Source organism: Stenotrophomonas sp. STEN038 (assembly GCF_056759895.1).
This window is the reverse complement of sequence record NZ_JBRRDW010000039.1, coordinates 26,986-45,799: the sequence shown is the minus strand read 5'-3', so window position 1 is coordinate 45,799 and position 18,814 is coordinate 26,986. Positions and strand designations below refer to the sequence as shown.

Below are 18,814 nucleotides of genomic sequence, written 5' to 3'. Positions count from 1 at the left end.
GCGCCCGCCCCCCCCTCACTCTGGGCGGCGCACCCCCCAGCCGCCCGTCGCATGGCGGGGGGGCGCCCCTACGGGCACGCCCCGCCCCCCCCCGGCGGCGCCACTACGATTTCGCCCCCTCCCTTTGGCGTAGCCAAGGGGAGGGTTGGGGAGGGGGTGGCTTTTCGGCTTTTCAGTCGCGCAGGACTTCGCCGGTGGCGGCAACGCGGATGCGGGTGGGTTGAGACAGGCCGCCGGTGGCGCCGTCCAGCAAGCCGTCCAGCAGGTCCAGCAGGGCCGGGTCCAGCTGCTCACGGGAGCGCGCCGGGGGCTCACCGGCGAGGTTGGCACTGGTCGATACCAACGGGCCGCCCCAGGCCTCGCACAGGGCCTGTACCAGCGGATGCGCACTGACCCGCACGGCGATGCCGGTGTGTTCTCCAGTGATCCAGCGTGGGGCGCGTGGGCCGGCTGGCACGATCCAGGTGTTGGCGCCGGGCCAGCTGTCCAGCACTGCCTGCCGGCGGTCGTCTGCCAAGGCGTCCAACTGCACCCAGCCTTCCAACTGCGCCGGGCTGGCGGCGATCAGGATCATGCCTTTCTCGACCGGGCGCTGCTTCAGCGCCAGCAGCTTCATCACCGCGGTTTCGTTGGAGGGGTCACAGCCCAGGCCCCAGACCGCTTCGGTCGGGTAGGCGATCACGCCGCCGGCCTTGAGGGCCGGGACGACGCTGTGCAGGTCGAGTTCGAGCATGGTCAGCACCGTTGGAGGGCCAGTGCGTTCGATGGCGCTGGTCCGCGAAAGGGACGCAAAGCAAAGGCCGCCCGGTGGGCGGCCTGCTGCGGGTGGTGCTGATTATCCGCTTGTTGGCGGGGGAGGGGGTATCCACCCTCAGGAGAAGAGCTTCCCCTCATCCGCCCTCCGGGCACCTTCTCCCGTATACGGGAGAAGGGAGTAGCGGTCTTGCTGTGCCGCTGGTCAGAACGGCGGTGCGTCGTCGGCCGCCGACTTCTTCACTGCCTTCTTGGCGACGGCTTTTTTCGTTGCCTTCTTCGCTGCGGTCTTTTTGGTCGCGGCTTTCTTGGTTGCCGCCTTCTTGGCCGGAGCCTTCTTTGCGGCGGCCTTCTTCGGTGCGGTTTCCTTCTTGACCGTGGTCTTCTTGGCGGCCTTCTTGCCGAAGCCCTTGCGCACCGGCTTGCCGGTGTCGGCCATCAGCTGCTCGACTTCGGCCAGGGTCAGCGAGGCGGGCTCGCGGTCCTTGGGGATCTTGCCGTTCACCTTGCCGTCGCTGATGTAAGGGCCGAAGCGACCGTTCAACACCTGGATGTCCGAGCCTTCGAACTCCTTGATGATGCGGTTGCGCGCGATCTCTTCCTTCTCTTCGATCAGGAACACGGCGCGGGCCAGGTCGATCTTGTACGGGTCGTCTTCCTTGGTCAGCGAGGCGTAGGTGCTGCCGCGCTTGGCGAACGGTCCGAAGCGGCCGATGCCGACGGTGACTTCCTCGCCATTGGCGTCGGCACCGAGCTTGCGCGGCATGTCGAACAGCTTCAGTGCCTCATCCAGCGAGATCGAGTAGATGCTCTGGCCCGGCTGCAGCGAGGCGAACTTGGGCTTTTCTTCGTCTTCGACGGTGCCGATCTGCACCATCGGGCCGAAGCGGCCGATACGCGCGGTGACATCCTTGCCGCTGACCGGGTCCGGGCCGAGCACGCGCGCGCTGCCGGCGTCGGTGCGGTCCAACGATTCGCTCTTGTCGGTGACCAGTTCCTTGAACGGGCCCCAGAAACGCTCCATCAGCGGTATCCACTCTTCTTCGCCACGCGACACCGCATCCAGCTCGTCCTCGAGCTTGGCGGTGAAGTCGTAATCGACGTACTGGGTGAAGTGGCTGGACAGGAACTTGCTGACCGCACGGCCGACGTCGGTCGGCTTGAAGCTGCGGCCTTCCATCTCGGTGTACTTGCGGAACAGCAGGGTCTGGATGATCGAGGCGTAGGTGGACGGACGGCCGATGCCGTACTCCTCAAGCGCCTTGACCAGTGCCGCTTCGGTGTAGCGCGGCGGCGGCTGGGTGAAGTGCTGGTCGGCGACGATGCGGTCCAGCGGCACGCGGTCGCCGGGCTTCATCAGCGGCAGCTTGCGGCCTTCGTCTTCGTCCTCGGCGCTCTTGCTGTCCTTGCCTTCCTCGTACACGGCGAGGAAGCCGGGCACCACCACGGTGGTGCCGCTGGCGCGGAATACATGCTCGCTGCCGGCCGACAGGTCGACGCTGACGGTGTTCAGGGTGGCCGGGATCATCTGGCAGGCGACGGCGCGCTTCCAGATCAACTCGTACAGCTTGCGCTCGTCATCGGTGAGGTACTTGCCCACCTGTGCCGGGGTGCGCAACGCGGAGGTCGGGCGCACGGCTTCGTGGGCTTCCTGCGCGTTCTTGGATTTGGTGGTGTAGGTGTTCGGCTTGTCCGGCAGCGAGCTGATGCCGTAGTCGCGGGCGATCACGTCGCGGATCTCGGCCAGCGCGTCCTGCGACAGGCTCACCGAGTCGGTACGCATGTAGGAGATCAGGCCGACCGTGCCTTCATCGCCGATGTTCACGCCTTCATACAGCTTCTGCGCCACCTGCATGGTCTTGCGGGTGGTGAAGCCGAGCTTGCGCGAGGCTTCCTGCTGCAGCGTGGAGGTGGTGAACGGTGCGGCCGGGCGGCGCTTGCGCTCCTTGCTGGCGACGTCGGTGACGTGCAGCGAGCCCTGCGCGGCCTGCTGGATGCGCAGGCGCGCGGCTTCGGCGGTATCGCCATCGGTGATGGTGAACTGCTCGAACTTCTGCCCGTCCAGCTTGATCAGGCGCGCGTTGAAGTGCTGCGAAGGATGTGCGCAGGCGGCCTCGATGCTCCAGTACTCGCGCGAGATGAAGGCTTCGATCTCTTCCTCGCGCTCGACGATCATGCGCAGCGCCGGGCTCTGCACGCGGCCGGCGGACAGGCCGCGCTGCACCTTGCGCCACAGCACCGGCGACAGGTTGAAGCCAACCAGGTAATCGAGTGCTCGACGGGCTTGCTGTGCATCGACCAGATCCGAGGCGATTTCACGCGGCTGGGCGATCGCTTCCTTGATCGCGCGCGGGGTGATTTCGGTGAACACCACGCGCTGCATCGGCTTGCCGTCGGACAGGCCGCGCTGCTTCAGGATCTCGGCGATATGCCAGCTGATGGCCTCACCCTCGCGATCCGGATCGGTCGCCAGCAGGATGTCATCGGCGCCCTTTGCGGCTTTTGCGATGGCTTCGACGTGCTTCTCGTTCTTCTCGATCAGGTCGTAGCGCATGGCGAACCCGTTCTCGGGGTCAACCGCGCCTTCCTTGGGGACCAGGTCACGCACATGCCCATACGAGGCCAGGACCGTGTAGTCCTTGCCGAGGTATTTATTGATCGTCTTGGCCTTGGCCGGTGATTCGACGATGAGCAGGTGCTTGGGCATGTCAGTACATTCTTGGGGCGGAACGCCCTTGTGGGGGCGCTAGGGTGGCTTAAACCGGGACGATAGTGAAGCCGATGTTTGGGTTGTGCATAAGCCGACGCCCGGGTTGCGGCCCGGGCGTTCAGCTTGTTTCCTTATTAGAGGAATCATGCCGGAGGGGCTGATGTCAAGCCGCCCCCGGCAATTTGTCGGTTGAAGCCCGCTGCGGCAACGCCGGGAAGCACCACCAGCCCGATCAGGCAAAGCCCTCAGGTGGAGGGCCATCCGCTTGCTCAGGATTGCGCGATGGCCATGAAAAAGCCAAATGCCATCAATGCCAGGTAGCCGAGGATCAACAGTGCCGCCAAGCCGACGATGACGAGTGTTACCGGGCCCAACTCACGGCTCTGGCGTTCCGGATGCTCGGTAAAGGCCCATTTGTCGACTACCACGGTGTCGCAGATCATGTCATGCAAGCTCTGCTTGCGCTCGGTGACGCCGACCATGATCGCCGACACCAGCAGGGAGATGTAGCAGGAGATCACTGCAAGCCCGATCATGGCGATGTAGCGCAGAAACGCGCGCCAGAAACTGATGCTTTCGCCATTGCTGCGCACAACCTTGGCGCCCACCGCCATCTTGCCCAGGCTGGCCATGTTGTTGGACGAGTGCATCCAGCCGAAATAGGTGGCCGGCACCAGGATGCAGATGCCCATATAGATGGCGTAGAAGGCGAGCATGGCGCCAGCGTTGGCCATTTCCGACCCCGCCATGCCTGCCAGGCTCACCCCCATCACAAGCGCGATCGGGATCAGCAACACCGCAGAGACTACGCCGGTGACGACGCTGTCGATCACCGAGGCAGCAAAACGTCGCAGGAAGCCTGCCTGTACGATGGCGCCACCGGTCACGACATGATTCTGATCGACGGGCATGCTGCCCGGCGCGGAATATGGGGAGTGCGCAGTCGCAGCTCGCACAATTGCGGGTTCGGCCGCGGTGCCGTTCTCGATGGCCGCGTAGTCCTGGCGCAGGTCGATGCCGGTGCTGGCCTGGGTGATCAGCTGCAGTTCGTCGGCGATGGCCGAGAGCGGCTGCCACTGCTGCATGCCTTCACGCCACACCAGGGTGCCCAGGTCGATCTCGCCTGCGCGGAATTTTTCGCGGAGTGCATCCGCTTCAATCGGACCATGCCGCTCGCGCTGGGCATCAGCGTAGTACCACTGGCTCATCTTTTTCCCCGTAAAAGTTCTGAACGCTACCAATCAGCCGCGACAGTCGATCGGCAGGTATTTGTCGTCGACATCGGAACTGCATTCCCAGCTGTCGGCCTGCATATCGTAGTCGAGCCAGATGCTTTTGCCGTCAAGTGGCGTATGCGATGGAACACGCAGGAAGGCTTCCAGCCCGCAATGTCCCTCTTCAAAACGGCCGACATGGACCTGGGCGACATCACCGCTGGCGTAGCTTTCGGGGGTGCCGAAGCCTTCGTCATCATTGATCGGGCAGCGCTGGTTGGCGGCGACGAACTCAGCCACTTGATGTTTCAAGCCCAGCAGTTGCCCTGAAACCATCGTTGTCTTGGAGCGCATCACATACTGCTGGTAGGCGGGCATGGCGATGGCCGCCAGGATGGCGAGGATGGCAATCAGGATCACGCCGACTACCGCAGCAACGATGCCGGCGATGGCGCAGCCGGACAGGCCCTGCCGCGATGGTGCGGAGGTGTGGACGGTCTGCAGCCCCGGAGGCAGCGATGGCGGTACTGATTGCGCGCTTGCCGCTGCCGGCTTTTGCAGGTCGAGGCCAAGCTCGCCGGCGAAGTCGCGCAGCGGCCGCCAGTCGCCGGCCCCTTCGCGCCAGACCAGGGTGTCCTCGTCGATGCGACGGGACTGGAAAAGCTGGGCGATGTCTTCGTCACTGATCGGGCCGCGGCGTTCGCGGTTACCCTCGGCGTAGAACCATTGGCTCACGTAGGTATTGTCCTTATGCATCCCTGCACGCCGTTTTTGGCTCAGTGCAGGGGTTCGGGTTCGTCGACGAACATCTGGGTTTCCATCCATGCATAGGCGGCTTCCGCGCCGGGCTGGTTGAACAGCACCATCAGCACCACCCATTTCAGGTCGTCCAGGTCCAGTTCGTCCTGGTCCAGCGCCATGGCGCGATCCAGCACCAGCTCGCGCTGGTCGGCGTCGAGCACGCGCTGTTGTTCCAGGAACAGCAGGAAGCCGCGGCTCTCCACGTCCAGCTTGTCGAGCTCGGGGCCGTGGAACACGCGTACCGGCCCGTCAACGCGTGGCTGCGCCACGGCTGGGCGTTGTTCGGCCAAGGCATCGAGCCAATCGAAGGCCTTGTTGATTTCGGCGGGACTGAAACCGGCCTGGATCAGGCCGTTCTGTAACGAGTCGCGGTCTCGGATGAGATCAGCGTCTTCGCTGAAGTAGTGTTCAAACAGGTACAGCAGGACGTCCAGGATGCTCTCTTTCATTGCCCCTCGGCCTGCGCCATTGGCGCTGTGGAGGTGAAGAAACCTTCAGGTGCGGGTGTAGCGGCCGTACGCCGACGACACCCTGCCTTCCAATTCCATGAGCAGCAGCATGGAGGACAGCTTGGCGGCCGTCAATCCAGTGCGCTCGATCAGTAAATCCATACCGGTTGGGTCATAACCCAAGGCGTCCCACAATCGCTGGTAGTCTGGGTCCGGTGGCGTGACGGCCGGGTGCTGGCCGGACGGTACAGGGGAGATGGGGGTCTGAAGCCGGGTTTGCAAGGCACAGGCCAGTTCGCCGGCCAGATTGGCCACGCCTTCAAGAATGTCGTCGCTGTGTGTCACCAAGGTTGCACCTTCGCGTATCAGCCGGTGGCAGCCGCGCGCCATCGGATTGTGGATGGAGCCGGGCACGGCAAAGACTTCGCGGCCGGCCTCGCTGGCCAGGCGCGCGGTGATCAGTGCGCCGGAGCGTTCAGCGGCCTCGATGACCACGGTGCCCAAGGCAAGCGCCGCCAACAGGCGGTTGCGGGCCGGGAACTGACCGCTGCGCGGCGCTGTGCCTGGCGGGTATTCGCTGGCCACCGCGCCTTCGGCGGCGATCTGCGTCTGCAGTTGGCGATGGTGGCGCGGGTAGGCCAGGTCCGGGCCGGTGCCGATAACCGCATAGGTGCTGCCCTTGCAGGCAAGTGTTGCCCGGTGCGCGGCTGCATCAATGCCGGCGGCCAGGCCGCTGGCGACGGACAAACCGTGGCCGGCCAGCGTGGTGGCAAAGTCGCGGGCGATGTCGCGACCGCCGGCACTGGGCATGCGACTGCCGACGATGGCGATTGCCGGTTGCCATAGCCGGACTGGGTCACCGGCTACGAACAATGCCAATGGCGGGTTGGGGCTATCGCGCAGCAACGGCGGATAGTCCGGGTCACCCCAGCCGATCAGGTGGTGGCAATCGGCTTCCAGCCAGGTGATGGCACGCGCCCAGGCATCCGCATTGGGCTTTGCCAGTGCTTGGCGTTGCGCCGGCGTGCAGCCGGCCGCTTGCCAGCCACCAGGGCCGGCGGCCAAGGCGTTCGCGCTGCCGCTGTGTTGATCGAGCAGGCGACGCAGTGTCTGCAGGGGGCCGCCAGCCAGCGCCAGGGCCAGCAGGGCCGGGCAGCAGGGTGGAATGGGTAGATTGGCGAAGGCTGATCGAGACATGGCCCAGCCTGCGGCCACAAACAACAACGGCGCCCTCGGGCGCCGTTGTTGTACATCGTAAGGCTAGACCGCAGGCGCTTACTGCGCGTCCGGGTGCTTCAGCTCAAAGCCTACGCGGGTCGGCTTGGTGCCTTCCATGATCAAGGCATAGCTGACCTTGTCGAAGGTGCGGAACACCATCGCATGGCCTGCATATTCGTCAGGCAGTGTGACCCGGCCGGCGCCGGTCTTCAGTGCGTCATCCATGCGCGAAGAGCCCGGGTACTGCATGCGGTGGGCGACATGGCTGCCGCTGCGCCAGATCGAGAACACCGTGCCGTTGTTGATGCCTTCACGTGCGCCGCCGGAGATGGCGATCACATCGCGCGGGCCGCCGCTGGTGAAGGTGTCGGTCACTGCAAGCACACGCAGCTGGCCCGGTGCCGAGGCGTTGGCCGGGGCGTGCGGAACGAACTGCAGGTCGTAAGGGGTGGTCTGCACTGGCACCAGGCGGTCGCCGATGCGCACCTCCCTGCCGCTGTCCTGCAGCTGCAGGGTGGATGCTTCGGCGTTACCGCTGGCTACCTGGGTCAGGGTGCCGGCATTCACCTCTGCCAGCTCGTAGCCCAGGAACTCATTGCGGTCATTGGCGGCTACGTAGCTCGCCCACACGTTGCCGCTGCCCGGAATGGCCCGGCCCCGGTTGTCCAGGTCGTCGGTGGGCTTGGGTTGGCTGAAGCGTACGGTTGGGCGCACCACCATATAGCGTTGGCCAGGCTGCGCGCCCTCCAGGCCGCGGACATAGGCCTTCTGTCCCAGGGTTGCGCGCAGGCGGTTGTCTTCCAGGCCGACCACGTAGGGCAGGTCTTCGAAGCTGTCCACCACGTTCAGGTTCTTAAGGAAAGGCTCAACGTCCGCCAGCGGTACGCCGGTGATCGGCGCCTCCTGGCGCGGGCCGGCCTGGGCCGTTACCCGGTCCAGATAGGCCAGGCTCAGAACGTCGCCCGGATAGATCAGATGCGGGTTCTTGACCTGCGGGTTTGCCTGCCAGATTTCCGGCCAAAGCCACGGCTTTTTCAGGAAACGTGCCGATATGTCCCACAAAGTATCGCCCTTGCGCACCACGTAGGTGTCAGGGTGGGTGCCGTTCATTTCGACGGCCACGGCATAGGTCGTGACGGTCAGCATCGCCACGGCGGCGACCGTACGTAATTGTTTCAACATGGTTGCGATCTGCCTGATTCCCCAACAGGTTGTCGCACTATATTGCAGAAACGGGGGCGCCGGGCAAGCGCAAGCGGTAGAATTGGGACATCTTGCCGAAATAAGCGGCATCCCGGATTGGTATTGCCATGGCCCTCCTGCCCATTCTTGAGTTCCCAGACCCGCGCCTGCGCACCAAGGCGGCCCTTGTTGAAGCGGCCGAGGTGACCACGCCGGTCTTCCAGCAGCTGCTCGACGACATGCTGCAGACGATGTATGACGCCCCGGGCATTGGCCTGGCGGCCAGTCAGGTGGACGTCCATAAGCGATTCATGGTCATCGACGTCAGCGAAGAGCACAACGAGCCGCAGGTGTTCATCAACCCGCAGATCGTCAGCGCCAGCGAAGGCGGCCGCGTCTATCAGGAAGGCTGCCTGTCGGTGCCGGGCATCTATGCCGATGTCACCCGCGCTGATTCCATCGTGGTGCGCTACCTTGACCGTGAAGGCAAGCAGCAGGAACTGGCGGCCGATGAGCTGCTGGCCACCTGCATCCAGCACGAGATGGATCACCTGGACGGCAAGCTGTTCATTGACTACCTGTCGCCGCTCAAGCGCGAGATGGTGCGCAAGAAGCTGGCCAAGTCGCGCAAGCATGTAGCTTGATCCAAGGGTGGGATCGGGGCGTCGGGATTGGGGATCGGCAAGAGCAGGCTGTGCCGCGTCTTCCTGTTGTCCTGGCGCTCTGATCTGCCTCCCTGACCTGCACGCTCCTTTTTTCGATCCGCGATTGGCAACAGCCGCCGCTGCGTCGCTCTTGCCAATCCCGCATCCCGAATAGCGAATCCCCGCCCAATGAAAATCGTCTTCGCCGGTACGCCGGAATTCGCCGTTGCTTCCTTGGCCGCCGCTGCGCGCCAGCATGAAGTGGTGGCGGTCTACACCCAGCCGGATCGTCCGGCCGGCCGCGGCCGTGGTTTGATGCCCTCGCCGGTGAAGCTTGACGCGATCGCGCGCGGCATCCCGGTATTCCAGCCGGATAGCCTGAAGACACCCGAAGCCCAGCAGCAGCTGCGGGAGCTGCAGCCGGATCTGATGATCGTGGTTGCCTACGGCCTGATCCTGCCCAAGGCGGTGCTGGCCATCCCGACCCACGGCTGCTGGAACGTGCACGCCTCGCTGCTGCCGCGCTGGCGCGGTGCCGCGCCCATCCAGCGCGCGATCGAGGCTGGCGATGCCGAAACCGGTGTCTGCCTGATGCAGATGGAGGCGGGCCTGGATACCGGCCCAGTGTTGCTGCGCCAGCACACCCCGATCAGTGATGCCGATACCGGCGGCCAACTGCATGACCGTCTGGCACAGCTGGGCGCGCAGGTGCTGTCCGATGGTCTGGGCTTGTTGCGCGCCGGCTTGAAGCCGGTGCCGCAGCGCCAGCCGGAAGCCGGTGTCACCTATGCACACAAATTGGACAAGGCCGAAGCCAGGCTCGACTGGGCCGAGCCGGCGGCTGCGCTGGCGCGCCGTGTGCGCGCCTTCAATCCCTGGCCGGTCGCCGAGGCTACGCTGGCGGGAGAGCGCGTGCGCATCCACGGCGCAGTGGCCATTGAGGACAACCGTGGGCAGGCGCCGGGCACGGTGATCGGTGCTGCCCGCGAGGGTATCGATATCGCCTGCGGCCAGGGCGCCTTGCGCCTGCGCGTGGTGCAGCGCGAAGGCGGCAAGGCGATCACCGCTGCTGATTATCTGAACGCTCGCCGCGATCTGCGGGTCGAGGGCTGAGCGGATGACGGCTGCTACTTCCTCGCCGTGGGGCAAGTCCGCGGCGGCACAGCCCGGCGTGCAGACCCGCGCGTTGGCGGCCAAAGTGTTGGCGGCCGTGATCGGCAAGGGCCGTTCGCTGAAAGCCGAACTTGGCGCAGCCCTGCCCAAGCTAGATGACAGCCGCGACCGTGCGTTGCTCGAAGCCATTTGTTTTGCCGCGCTGCGCCGCCGCGTCGTCTATGACCAGGCATTGCGGCAATGGCTGCAGAAGCCGCTGGGCGCGCGTGACAGTGATCTGCGCGCGCTGTTGATGGCGGGTTTCGCGCAGTTGGACGTATTGCAGTTGCCCGCCCACGCCGCGTTGTCGGCGACCGTGGAGGCAGCGCGCGCGCTGGGCCGCGAGCGTCAGGCAGGCATGGTCAATGCATTGCTGCGCCGCGCCCAGCGCGAGGGCTTTGCCGAGGCGCGCGCTGAAGATGCGTGGCCGCAATGGCTGCTGGCCCAGGTGCAGCACGACTGGCCGGAGCAGGTTGTGGAAATCATCGCGCAGAGTCTGCAGCCGGCGCCGATGTGGCTGCGGGTCAACCGTCAGCAGCATTCGCGCGAAGCGTATCTGGGTTTGTTGGCTGAAGCCGGCATTGAAGCCGTCGCCGAGCCCTTGTCGGCCGATGCGGTGCGCCTGCCGGTTGCGGTGCCCGTGAGCGGCTTGCCCGGCTTCGCGCAAGGCGCAGTGTCGGTGCAGGACCTGTCAGCGCAGCAGGTAGCCGATGCCCTGCAGGCGCCACTCGGCGCACGGGTGCTGGACGCGTGCGCCGCGCCGGGCGGCAAGTCCGCGCACCTGCTGGAGCGCGACCCGTCCCTGCCATTGCTGGCGCTGGACGTCGACGCGCGACGTCTGCAGCGCATCCGTGAAACCTTTGCACGCACCGGCGTCGGCGCGCAGGCGCAGGTGCTGGCGGTCGATGCTACCGATACCGCCGCCTGGTGGGACGGCAAGCCGTTTGATGCGGTATTGCTGGACGCCCCATGTTCGGCTACCGGCATCATCCGCCGTCAGCCAGACGTGCTGTTGCACCGTCGTGCCGAAGACATCGTTGCATTGGCGGCCCTGCAGTCGCGCTTGCTGGACGCGTTGTGGACAGTGGTGCGCCCAGGTGGCGTGCTGCTGTACTCGACCTGTTCGATCCTGCGCCAAGAGAATGGTCAGCAGGTAGCGGACTTCCTCGCGCGTACCCCGGATGCACAGCTGCAGGCATTGCCCGACTCATTCGGTCACGAGGTTGCCGGCAATCGCCAGCGACTGCCGGGCGAGCAGGGGGGCGATGGATTCTTCTATGCGCGGTTGCTGAAAGCGGCGCAGGACTGACGGACGTTCTCCGTCCCTAGGATCAAGCTGGCGGCAGCGTTGGCGGTGAAATCAAGCGCCGGCCCCGTTTTGCTTGCGGGCGCCATATGGCAGGGAGGCAGGCAATTGTTGATCGGGTACTATCATGACTCGTTGTTGTGTCTAGGATGGCTTTCTGAGAGCAGGGAGCCCGTGTGGATTCTTTTCCAGGATTGCGTCGCGCAATGACTCGGCCGTCTGCTGATTTGCCCCTTTATGTGATCAACCTGCCTGCATCGGCGGATCGTCGTGCCTCGATCCAGCGGCAGGCGGAAGCTTTGGGTATCGAGGTGACGATGTGGGAGGCGGTCAATGGCAGCATTCCGCATCCCTTGTTCACCAAGGTCGATGAAAAGCGGCGCCTGGCCTGCAAGGGCCGCCCTTTCCGTCCCGGCGAAATCGGCTGCTGGGCCAGCCACTATCTGTTGTGGCAGCAGTGCGTGGACAGCGGCCGGCCGATGATCGTGTTTGAAGACGACATCACCATCGATCCGCGCTTCCTGGACGTATTGCGTGACCTGCCGTCATTGCCGGAGTCGGTTGGCTACTTCCGCCTGCATGCTGCGGATCGCCCCAGCTCGCCCTGGATAAAGTTCGGCGACTTCGTCCTGCACCGCTACTGGCGCAGCCCCTTGTGTGCGTTTGGCTACTACCTGACGCCAGAGGCGGCGGCGAAATTCCTTGGTCACGCCGAGCACTGGGTGCTGCCGGTTGATGACTATATGGATCTGGCCTGGCTGCACGGGGTGGAATGCCTCGGCCTCAAGCCGGGAGTGGTGCGCAGTGGTGATCTGTTCGCCTCGGTGATTCAGGCCGGGCGCAGGGCCAAACCCAGCGTTGGGCCACTGGGTTGGCTGCAGCGTGAGGCTTACCGTGCCGGTTTGAGCATGCGCTGGTTTGCCTACAATCTCGCCTCGCGGCTGCGCGGGCGTACACCCGCAAGCAACGGTTGAGATGCGGCGATGCCGCCGCTGTTCAGCGGCGGCTGGATTGGCGTCCAGACAGGATGCTGATGGCTCTTTCGTAGCGCTTCCACCAAGGCGCATCCCCGCGTAATGCGATGCTGGCGTAGCGATGCCGTTCTTTGCGGCTGGGCTTGGTTTTGGTGCGGTACTCCTGTTTGCCCAGGCTGCAGCAGCCATCGTCCAGGCCGCTGCGCGCGGCATACACACGGACAATGCCGTAGTTGCGCAGTGCGTTACGGTACAGGCTGGTCGGCTCACGGCGGGTTGCCCACCAGCCGTTGTTGCCATGGGTGCGGTACTCCACGCAGGCGGTGGGCAGGTAGTACTTGCGGGCGCCGAGGATGCTGGCGCCGTGCACCACGCAGGCATCGGCGCAGAGCTTCCACTGGCGGCGGAAGCTGTGCGGCAGGTCCAGTACGTTCTCTGCCCAGGCCCGGCGCAGGCTCAGCGCCGAGGTGGGAGCACCATACCAGGGCACCAGGAAGTAGGTGCTTATTGCGGTATAGCCCAGGTCGATGGGCTGCTGGCTGTCTTCGTAGCGGATGTCCAGGTTGTCGATGCCGAAGGTCTGCAGGTCGCTGAAGACGAAGTCGATATCGCGGCGGGCGTCATACACCGCGCCGATCTTTTCCAGGTATTCCGGCTTCCAGCGGTCATCGGCGTCCAGGAAGCAGATCACATCGGCGTTGGCAGCGGCCACGCCGCGTTGAAACGCGGCCAGTTGGCCTTCGTTCTCGCCAAACAGCAGGGTCACCCGGGCATCGTCACCGTAGCGCTGGCGCAGCAGTTCCGGCGAGCCATCGCTTGAGCCGTCGTCCACCACCAGGATCTGCGCGGCGGCCCGGGTCTGGGCCAGCGCGCTGTCAATCGTCTCGCAGACAAACTTGGCGTAGTTGTAGTTGGTGATGACGACGGCAAACGTGGTCACGCCTGATCCTCGGCCAACAACTTGCGGAAGTAGGCGATGGTTTCCTTCAGGCCGTCTTCCAAGGCGACCTTTGGCTCCCAGCCCAGCTTTTCACGGGCCAGCGAGATGTCCGGCTGGCGCTGGCGCGGGTCATCCGAGGGCAGTGGCCGATACACCAGGCGCGAGCGCCCGCCGACCAGGCGCAGGACCATTTCGGCCAGCTCCAGCATGGTGAACTCGCCGGGATTGCCAATATTGATTGGCCCGGTAAAGCCGCGCTCGGTGTCCATGGTCCGCAGCATGGCTTCAATCAGATCATCCACATAGCAGAAGCTGCGGGTCTGGCTGCCATCGCCGAAAATGGTGATTTCTTCGCCGCGCAGGGCCTGCACGATGAAGTTGCTCACCACGCGGCCATCGTTGGGGTGCATCCGCGGGCCGTAGGTGTTGAAGATGCGCACTACCTTGATGTCCAGCGCGTGCTGGCGGTGGTAGTCAAAGAACAGCGTTTCGGCGCAGCGCTTGCCTTCGTCATAGCAGCTGCGGATGCCGATCGGGTTGACCCGGCCCCAATAGCCCTCCTGCTGAGGGTGTACTTCCGGGTCTCCATAGACTTCGCTGGTGGACGCCTGCAGGATCCGCGCATTGACACGCTTGGCCAGGCCCAGCATGTTGATCGCGCCGTGTACCGAGGTCTTGGTGGTCTGTACCGGATCGTGCTGGTAATGCACGGGAGAGGCCGGGCAGGCCAGGTTGAAGATGCGTTGCACTTCCACATACAGGGGGAAGGTGACGTCGTGCCGCATCAGCTCAAAATTGGGTAGGTTCAGCAGATGCGCGATGTTGCGCTTGCTGCCGGTGAAGTAGTTGTCCACGCACAGGACATCGTGTCCCTGCTGGATCAGCCGATCGCATAAATGGGAACCAAGAAACCCCGCACCACCTGTGACCAGGACGCGTTGCATGAAAAAATCTCGAAAAGATAAAGGATAGGGCGGGCATGGGCGTTCAATGCCCAGCTGGCAACACATTCTGCCATGATCTGTGCCCTTGGTTGGGATGCATTGGTGTTGAAAAGATGCTAACTGCTGATTGAGCGCGCGGCGGGCTTGCCCCGCCCGGGCACCAGATCCAACCCTGCGGCGGCCGAAAATGCCGCCGCTCCCCATGCGGCCCACTTGATTACATCGCGCCGACGCAGCAGCAGGCTGTATACCACCACAGCTGGCACCGCAGCGGCCATCAGCTTGGCCAGGTGCATCCGCCCTGCGGCAGTGCCCATGTAACGGCGTATGGCAATCTGGCGTGAGCGTGCATAGTGGAAGCGTTTGATAAACTCGGTGCGCATGCTGGGAGCAGAGGATGCGCCGCCTTTATGGAGGGCGCGTGCCGCAGGCTGCAGCAGGCATTGATGGCCGGCCTGGGCCATCCGAAGGCACAGGTCGTCGTCTTCGTAGTAGAGGAAGAAAGCTTCGTCAAAGCCGCCGATTTCACGGAATGCACTGGTTCGCAGAAGCTGGCAACAGCCATGGATCCATTCGGCGGCGGTGACCTTGTCCGGCACCGTGCAGGTGCTGTCCGCGCCGGGCCTGAAGAAGGCCTGGCGATGCGATATCTGCGGGACCGTTTCGCTGCGCCAGTTCTGCGGACCGATGACGCCGGCATGGGGGTGCTGCTGCATGCAGTCCAGTAGACATTGCAGGTCATCGGCGGCGATGAAGCAATCGGGGTTGAGCAGCAAGGCGAACGGCGTCTGTACGGCCGTCATCGCCTGGTTGTTGGCTGCACCATATCCCGCGTTGGTGGAGCGGGTGATCACCTGCGCATGCGGGAGATGCTGCGCGATGCGTGGGGCGGTGTCGTCGCTGCTGCCATTGTCGATTATGACGACATGCGGGAACGGTGCCAGTGTGTTGGCCATCGCCTCCACAAGCGTCGAACTGTTGTAGGTGACGCAGACAACGGTCACCTCATCGAGCGACGGACGTGGGCTCATGATGTGGATTCGCGCGCTTCACCGATGCCACGCCAAGGAAAGCTGCCCAGCGGAATGCTGGCCATCAGTAGCATGAAAACATGGCGGTGGGTGAAGTTGCTCCAGAGTCCATTGGCCAGGCCGGCAGCCACATAGATGATGAGGATGCTGGCAAAGATACCCTTTTGAGGGTCGCGCAGCTTGCCAACATGAACGGCAAAGGCCAACAGCAGGGCCACGAATACCAGCATGCCAGCCACGCCTTCCTCGGCCAGGATGAGCAGGGCTTCCTGGTGCGGGTGGCCGGTGATGAACGGTTCCGAGCCCGGGATGGCGCGCATCTGCTCCATGTAGATGGGCTCCCACTGGTTCAGGCCGTGCCCGAACACGGGGGCATCGGCGATGATCGGCAGGGTTTGCTGCCACAGCCATAGACGGATGCCGCTGGACGTGGGCTCCTGGGCGACCAGATAGCTGTCGACTTCCTCGGTGATCGAGCTGAGCATGCGTTCGCGGATGCTCGGTGTCGACCACAGCGCGCCAATGGTGACGATGACCAGGCCGATACTGATCATCAGCGTGCGCCAGCCGTTGAAACGGTGGGCAACAAGCCGGTAGATCCAATACCCGAACAGCGGCAGCAACACGATGTATGTGGTGCGGCTCTGGATCAGCAGTACGACGTTGCACAGCACAACCGCGGCGGCTACCCACGCAGCGATACGCCAGCGCCGCTCGTTGCTGTCCAGGGCCACTGCCACCAGCATCGACATCAGGATCAGGCTGGCCAGCCCCTGCTGGGTGTATTCCTTGAACACGGTATTGCGCATGGACGGCTGGATTTCAGCTACCGCCCGTTGTGGTACCAGGCCGAACTGCATCAGGTAGGAAATCAGCACCACCAGCCCGGCGGCGACAGCGAACGCCGCCAGTGCACGCCAGCGCCAGCGCGAATCGCGCAGAAGGCTGGCGATGAGTGCAGGGTATAGGCAGCCCCACAGGGAGGCTTCGCCCATTGCGGGAGCACCGGAGCCGATCCACGCATGCAGTGCGCTCGCAAACAATACGCCGAACCAGACCAGGAAACCGATCACCACTGGCTCACGCAGTGCGGCGCGCCAGCGTGCGAACAGGTCCGTGCCTGCCAGCGAGCACAGCAGGCTCAAGCCAAGCAGGATGTTGGTGGCGGGTTTGTTGAGCGGAGCGGCAGCCAGTGTCAGCACCGCGCACCATTGGCCCACCGTCAGCAGCCGGCTGCGCAGCGCCTGTAACAGCAAGGGAGATTGGACCGCAGACAACTGATTCACGTGATGGATCACACCGGTTGGGCGTGGATACGCCGCTGGGAAAGTGGCAGTGACAGCTGGACAGCCACCGTGCAACCAGTCTGATTTTCAGTCGGTAGAACGAATAATTCTAGCGATGCGAACCTGCATCTTCAACGAACGGTGTCGCGTGTTCATGGTAGATGCTGGGACATGTTCAGCAAGAACCGCTGTCGTTCAGTCAAGCGGCTTATTGATGCTGGCATTCGCTGGGGGCGTCACCAGCGGCTGTCCGTTCTGCAGCAGCCACAGCATGATGGTTTTCTGGCGCACGTAGTTGGCGCTGACGAAGGCCTCGATCAACCCCGGCCAGCCGTCCAGGAAGCCACGCTTGACCACGTAGCTGCGGATGAAGCGCCAGGTCGGGGCGATGATCAGCTTGCCCAGGCTGGCGCGCTTGCCCTTGCCGAACTCATGCTCGGCCATCATTCGTGCGTACTTCTGCTTCTTGTCCAGCAGTTGCAGGAAGCTGCGGTAGGGGTGGTGCAGCAGGTCGCCCCTGAGCAGGGCGGCTGGGCCATCCAGCGAGACGGCTTCGTGGATCTCGCGATCGCCGCGCCAGCCGCCGTGGCGGCGGTCGAACAGCCGCAGCACCCGGTCCGGGTAGGCGGTGCCGTGGCGCAGGAAACGGCCGAAGTACTCCGAGCAGCGTGCGAAGCGGTAGCCGATGGCGCGATTGAAGCCGGCGTCACGTTCGGCTTCGATGGCCGCGCGCAGCTCCGGGTTGACCCGCTCATCGGCGTCCAGGCACAGCACCCAGTCGTGGCTGGCCTGCTCCACGCAGAACGCCTTCTGGCTGCGGAAACCGGTGAACGCACGCTGCACCACGCGGGCACCAGCGGCTTCGGCGACGGCGACGGTGGCGTCACTGGAGAAGGAGTCCACCACCACGATCTCGTCGCAGAACGCCAGCGAGGCCAGGCAGTCGCCAATGCGGTCGGCTTCGTTGAAGGCGATGATGCAGGCCGACAGGCGCGGGCGCTGGGCGGGCAGGGCGGTGCTTGGGCTGGGCATGCGGGGTCTGGCGCGGGGGATCGGGCCAAAGCCTAGCAGCGACGGCTTCCACTGGCGATGCGATAATTTCGGGATATCCGGGATATTCAGGAGTTCCCCACCGTGCCACGCCACTATCTGCTGTACGGGTCCGAGCGCTATGCGCTGGCCATCCTCCGCCCGCTGCAGGCGGCGATCCGCGCGCGTGGCGATGAGGCGGCATGGTTCTTCGATGGGCCGGGCGCGGCAGACCTGACCGCCGACGAAACCCTGCTGACGGTGGAGCAGGTGCGTGCCTGGAACCCCTGCGCAGTGATCACCTCGTCCAACGCGGTGCCGCACTTCTTCCCCGGGGTGAAGGTGGAGACCTTCCACGGCTTCGATGCTGGCAAGCCGCGCCACATCTACATCCGTGGCTTCTTCGACCTGTACTGCACCACCGGCCCTCGCGATACCGCTGCGTTCTCGGAGCTGGCACAAAAGACCGGACATTTTTCGGTGGTTGAGACCGGCTTCCCGAAGATCGACCCGTTCATGAGCCAACTGAAGGACGAGCCCGACCCGGTGCGCGAACCGCCGGTGATCCTGTACCACTCGACTTTCTCACCGTCCTGGAGTGCTGCCGGCATCCTGTACGACGAGATCAAGCGGCTGTCGCAGACTGGCGAGTGGCGCTGGATCGTCACCTTCCACCCGAAGATGGACCCGGAGATCACTGCCAAGTACCGCGCGCTGGAAGGCCCGTACCTGCGCTTCGCCGATGACGACAACATCCTGGACCTGTTCCCGCAGGTGGACATGATGTGTTCGGACACTTCCTCGGCACTCAACGAATTCCTGCTGACCTACAAGCCGGTGGTGACTTTCAAGAACCGTCGCCCGGGCCCGCAGTTGCTGGATATCGACGACCCGGCGCAGTTTGAGGGTGCAATCCGTACCGCCTTGTCGCGGCCGCCGGAACTGATGGCTGCGGTGCGCCAGTTCGCCGACCAGCTGCACCCCTACCGCGACGGGCAGTCCAGCGAGCGCATCCTGCAGGCGATCGACGACTTCATCGCCAAGGGCGGTCGCAACCGCAAGCCCAAGCCGCGCAACTGGTGGCGCAAGATCAAGCTGCGCAAACGCATTGGTTATTGGGGCCCGGCGCGGGTTTGATCGCGCGAAGTGTTCACCTCTCCCTTTGCGGGAGAGGGGGTGCC

Annotated in this window: 17 protein-coding genes; 5 read left to right on the top strand and 12 right to left on the bottom strand. The window is 64.3% G+C overall.

Annotated features, from left to right (window positions below; all coding sequences use genetic code 11):
- Positions 1-172 precede the first annotated feature (172 nt).
- From tsaC to ACVOLS_RS15475, 7 genes are all read right to left on the bottom strand, one after another.
- Positions 173-733 carry an L-threonylcarbamoyladenylate synthase type 1 TsaC gene (gene tsaC, locus ACVOLS_RS15505; RefSeq protein WP_481546346.1) on the bottom strand — a complete coding sequence of 187 codons (561 nt, stop codon included), beginning with the start codon at positions 731-733 and terminating at the stop codon, positions 173-175.
- Positions 734-958: 225 nt separating this feature from the next.
- On the bottom strand, positions 959-3,460 hold the full coding sequence (locus ACVOLS_RS15500) for a DNA topoisomerase I (RefSeq protein ID WP_481546345.1): 2,502 nt from the start codon (positions 3,458-3,460) through the stop codon (positions 959-961).
- A gap of 272 nt (positions 3,461-3,732) precedes the next feature.
- Entirely contained in the window at positions 3,733-4,671 is a 939-nt protein-coding gene (locus ACVOLS_RS15495; RefSeq protein ID WP_481546344.1) for an RDD family protein, read from the bottom strand.
- Between the two features lie 33 nt (positions 4,672-4,704).
- A complete protein-coding gene (locus ACVOLS_RS15490; protein WP_481546343.1) occupies positions 4,705-5,433 on the bottom strand; it encodes a GYF domain-containing protein in 729 nt (242 codons plus the stop codon).
- A gap of 20 nt (positions 5,434-5,453) precedes the next feature.
- The gene (locus ACVOLS_RS15485) at positions 5,454-5,927 is read right to left on the bottom strand and encodes a DUF494 family protein (protein ID WP_282268100.1); all 474 of its coding nucleotides are present in this window, start codon (positions 5,925-5,927) and stop codon (positions 5,454-5,456) included.
- A gap of 45 nt (positions 5,928-5,972) precedes the next feature.
- Positions 5,973-7,124: a DNA-processing protein DprA gene (gene dprA, locus ACVOLS_RS15480; protein WP_481546342.1), complete on the bottom strand. Its 1,152-nt coding sequence runs from the start codon at positions 7,122-7,124 to the stop codon at positions 5,973-5,975.
- Between the two features lie 78 nt (positions 7,125-7,202).
- Complete coding sequence (locus tag ACVOLS_RS15475; protein WP_481546341.1) at positions 7,203-8,327, bottom strand: LysM peptidoglycan-binding domain-containing protein; 1,125 nt, start codon at positions 8,325-8,327, stop codon at positions 7,203-7,205.
- A gap of 128 nt (positions 8,328-8,455) precedes the next feature.
- On the opposite strand from ACVOLS_RS15475, the gene def reads away from it, so the two are divergent.
- The 4 genes from def to ACVOLS_RS15455 all read left to right on the top strand — a co-directional run bounded on the left by def (position 8,456) and on the right by ACVOLS_RS15455 (position 12,403).
- Positions 8,456-8,971: a peptide deformylase gene (gene def, locus ACVOLS_RS15470; protein ID WP_481546340.1), complete on the top strand. Its 516-nt coding sequence runs from the start codon at positions 8,456-8,458 to the stop codon at positions 8,969-8,971.
- A gap of 189 nt (positions 8,972-9,160) precedes the next feature.
- Positions 9,161-10,084, top strand: coding sequence for a methionyl-tRNA formyltransferase (gene fmt / locus ACVOLS_RS15465; protein ID WP_481546339.1), 924 nt, complete (start codon positions 9,161-9,163; stop codon positions 10,082-10,084).
- A gap of 4 nt (positions 10,085-10,088) precedes the next feature.
- Positions 10,089-11,432: a 16S rRNA (cytosine(967)-C(5))-methyltransferase RsmB gene (gene rsmB / locus ACVOLS_RS15460; protein ID WP_481546338.1), complete on the top strand. Its 1,344-nt coding sequence runs from the start codon at positions 10,089-10,091 to the stop codon at positions 11,430-11,432.
- A gap of 203 nt (positions 11,433-11,635) precedes the next feature.
- The gene (locus ACVOLS_RS15455) at positions 11,636-12,403 is read left to right on the top strand and encodes a glycosyltransferase family 25 protein (protein ID WP_481546337.1); all 768 of its coding nucleotides are present in this window, start codon (positions 11,636-11,638) and stop codon (positions 12,401-12,403) included.
- A gap of 22 nt (positions 12,404-12,425) precedes the next feature.
- Here the strand turns inward: ACVOLS_RS15455 and ACVOLS_RS15450 are convergent, their stop codons facing one another.
- The 5 genes from ACVOLS_RS15450 to ACVOLS_RS15430 all read right to left on the bottom strand — a co-directional run bounded on the left by ACVOLS_RS15450 (position 12,426) and on the right by ACVOLS_RS15430 (position 17,636).
- Entirely contained in the window at positions 12,426-13,343 is a 918-nt protein-coding gene (locus ACVOLS_RS15450; RefSeq protein WP_481546336.1) for a glycosyltransferase family 2 protein, read from the bottom strand.
- The gene (locus ACVOLS_RS15445; protein WP_481546335.1) at positions 13,340-14,287 is read right to left on the bottom strand and encodes a UDP-glucuronic acid decarboxylase family protein; all 948 of its coding nucleotides are present in this window, start codon (positions 14,285-14,287) and stop codon (positions 13,340-13,342) included. Before ACVOLS_RS15445 ends, ACVOLS_RS15450 begins: the two co-directional genes overlap by 4 nt.
- A gap of 116 nt (positions 14,288-14,403) precedes the next feature.
- A complete protein-coding gene (locus tag ACVOLS_RS15440) occupies positions 14,404-15,318 on the bottom strand; it encodes a glycosyltransferase family 2 protein (RefSeq protein ID WP_481546334.1) in 915 nt (304 codons plus the stop codon).
- Positions 15,315-16,604, bottom strand: a complete 1,290-nt coding sequence (locus ACVOLS_RS15435; protein ID WP_481546333.1) for an O-antigen ligase family protein — start codon at positions 16,602-16,604, stop codon at positions 15,315-15,317. Before ACVOLS_RS15435 ends, ACVOLS_RS15440 begins: the two co-directional genes overlap by 4 nt.
- 195 nt (positions 16,605-16,799) lie before the next feature.
- The gene (locus ACVOLS_RS15430) at positions 16,800-17,636 is read right to left on the bottom strand and encodes a glycosyltransferase family 2 protein (protein ID WP_481546332.1); all 837 of its coding nucleotides are present in this window, start codon (positions 17,634-17,636) and stop codon (positions 16,800-16,802) included.
- Positions 17,637-17,738: 102 nt separating this feature from the next.
- Between ACVOLS_RS15430 and ACVOLS_RS15425 the strand changes: the two genes are divergently transcribed.
- Positions 17,739-18,770 carry a CDP-glycerol glycerophosphotransferase family protein gene (locus ACVOLS_RS15425; RefSeq protein WP_303747757.1) on the top strand — a complete coding sequence of 344 codons (1,032 nt, stop codon included), beginning with the start codon at positions 17,739-17,741 and terminating at the stop codon, positions 18,768-18,770.
- Positions 18,771-18,814 lie beyond the last annotated feature (44 nt).

Coding starts and splice junctions, on each gene's coding strand:
- tsaC (WP_481546346.1), bottom strand. CDS start 733: ATGCTCGAACTCGACCTGCACAGCGTCGTCCCGGCCCTCAAGGCCGGC.
- ACVOLS_RS15500 (WP_481546345.1), bottom strand. CDS start 3,460: ATGCCCAAGCACCTGCTCATCGTCGAATCACCGGCCAAGGCCAAGACG.
- ACVOLS_RS15495 (WP_481546344.1), bottom strand. CDS start 4,671: ATGAGCCAGTGGTACTACGCTGATGCCCAGCGCGAGCGGCATGGTCCG.
- ACVOLS_RS15490 (WP_481546343.1), bottom strand. CDS start 5,433: ATGCATAAGGACAATACCTACGTGAGCCAATGGTTCTACGCCGAGGGT.
- ACVOLS_RS15485 (WP_282268100.1), bottom strand. CDS start 5,927: ATGAAAGAGAGCATCCTGGACGTCCTGCTGTACCTGTTTGAACACTAC.
- dprA (WP_481546342.1), bottom strand. CDS start 7,124: ATGTCTCGATCAGCCTTCGCCAATCTACCCATTCCACCCTGCTGCCCG.
- ACVOLS_RS15475 (WP_481546341.1), bottom strand. CDS start 8,327: ATGTTGAAACAATTACGTACGGTCGCCGCCGTGGCGATGCTGACCGTC.
- def (WP_481546340.1), top strand. CDS start 8,456: ATGGCCCTCCTGCCCATTCTTGAGTTCCCAGACCCGCGCCTGCGCACC.
- fmt (WP_481546339.1), top strand. CDS start 9,161: ATGAAAATCGTCTTCGCCGGTACGCCGGAATTCGCCGTTGCTTCCTTG.
- rsmB (WP_481546338.1), top strand. CDS start 10,089: ATGACGGCTGCTACTTCCTCGCCGTGGGGCAAGTCCGCGGCGGCACAG.
- ACVOLS_RS15455 (WP_481546337.1), top strand. CDS start 11,636: ATGACTCGGCCGTCTGCTGATTTGCCCCTTTATGTGATCAACCTGCCT.
- ACVOLS_RS15445 (WP_481546335.1), bottom strand. CDS start 14,287: ATGCAACGCGTCCTGGTCACAGGTGGTGCGGGGTTTCTTGGTTCCCAT.
- ACVOLS_RS15440 (WP_481546334.1), bottom strand. CDS start 15,318: ATGAGCCCACGTCCGTCGCTCGATGAGGTGACCGTTGTCTGCGTCACC.
- ACVOLS_RS15430 (WP_481546332.1), bottom strand. CDS start 17,636: ATGCCCAGCCCAAGCACCGCCCTGCCCGCCCAGCGCCCGCGCCTGTCG.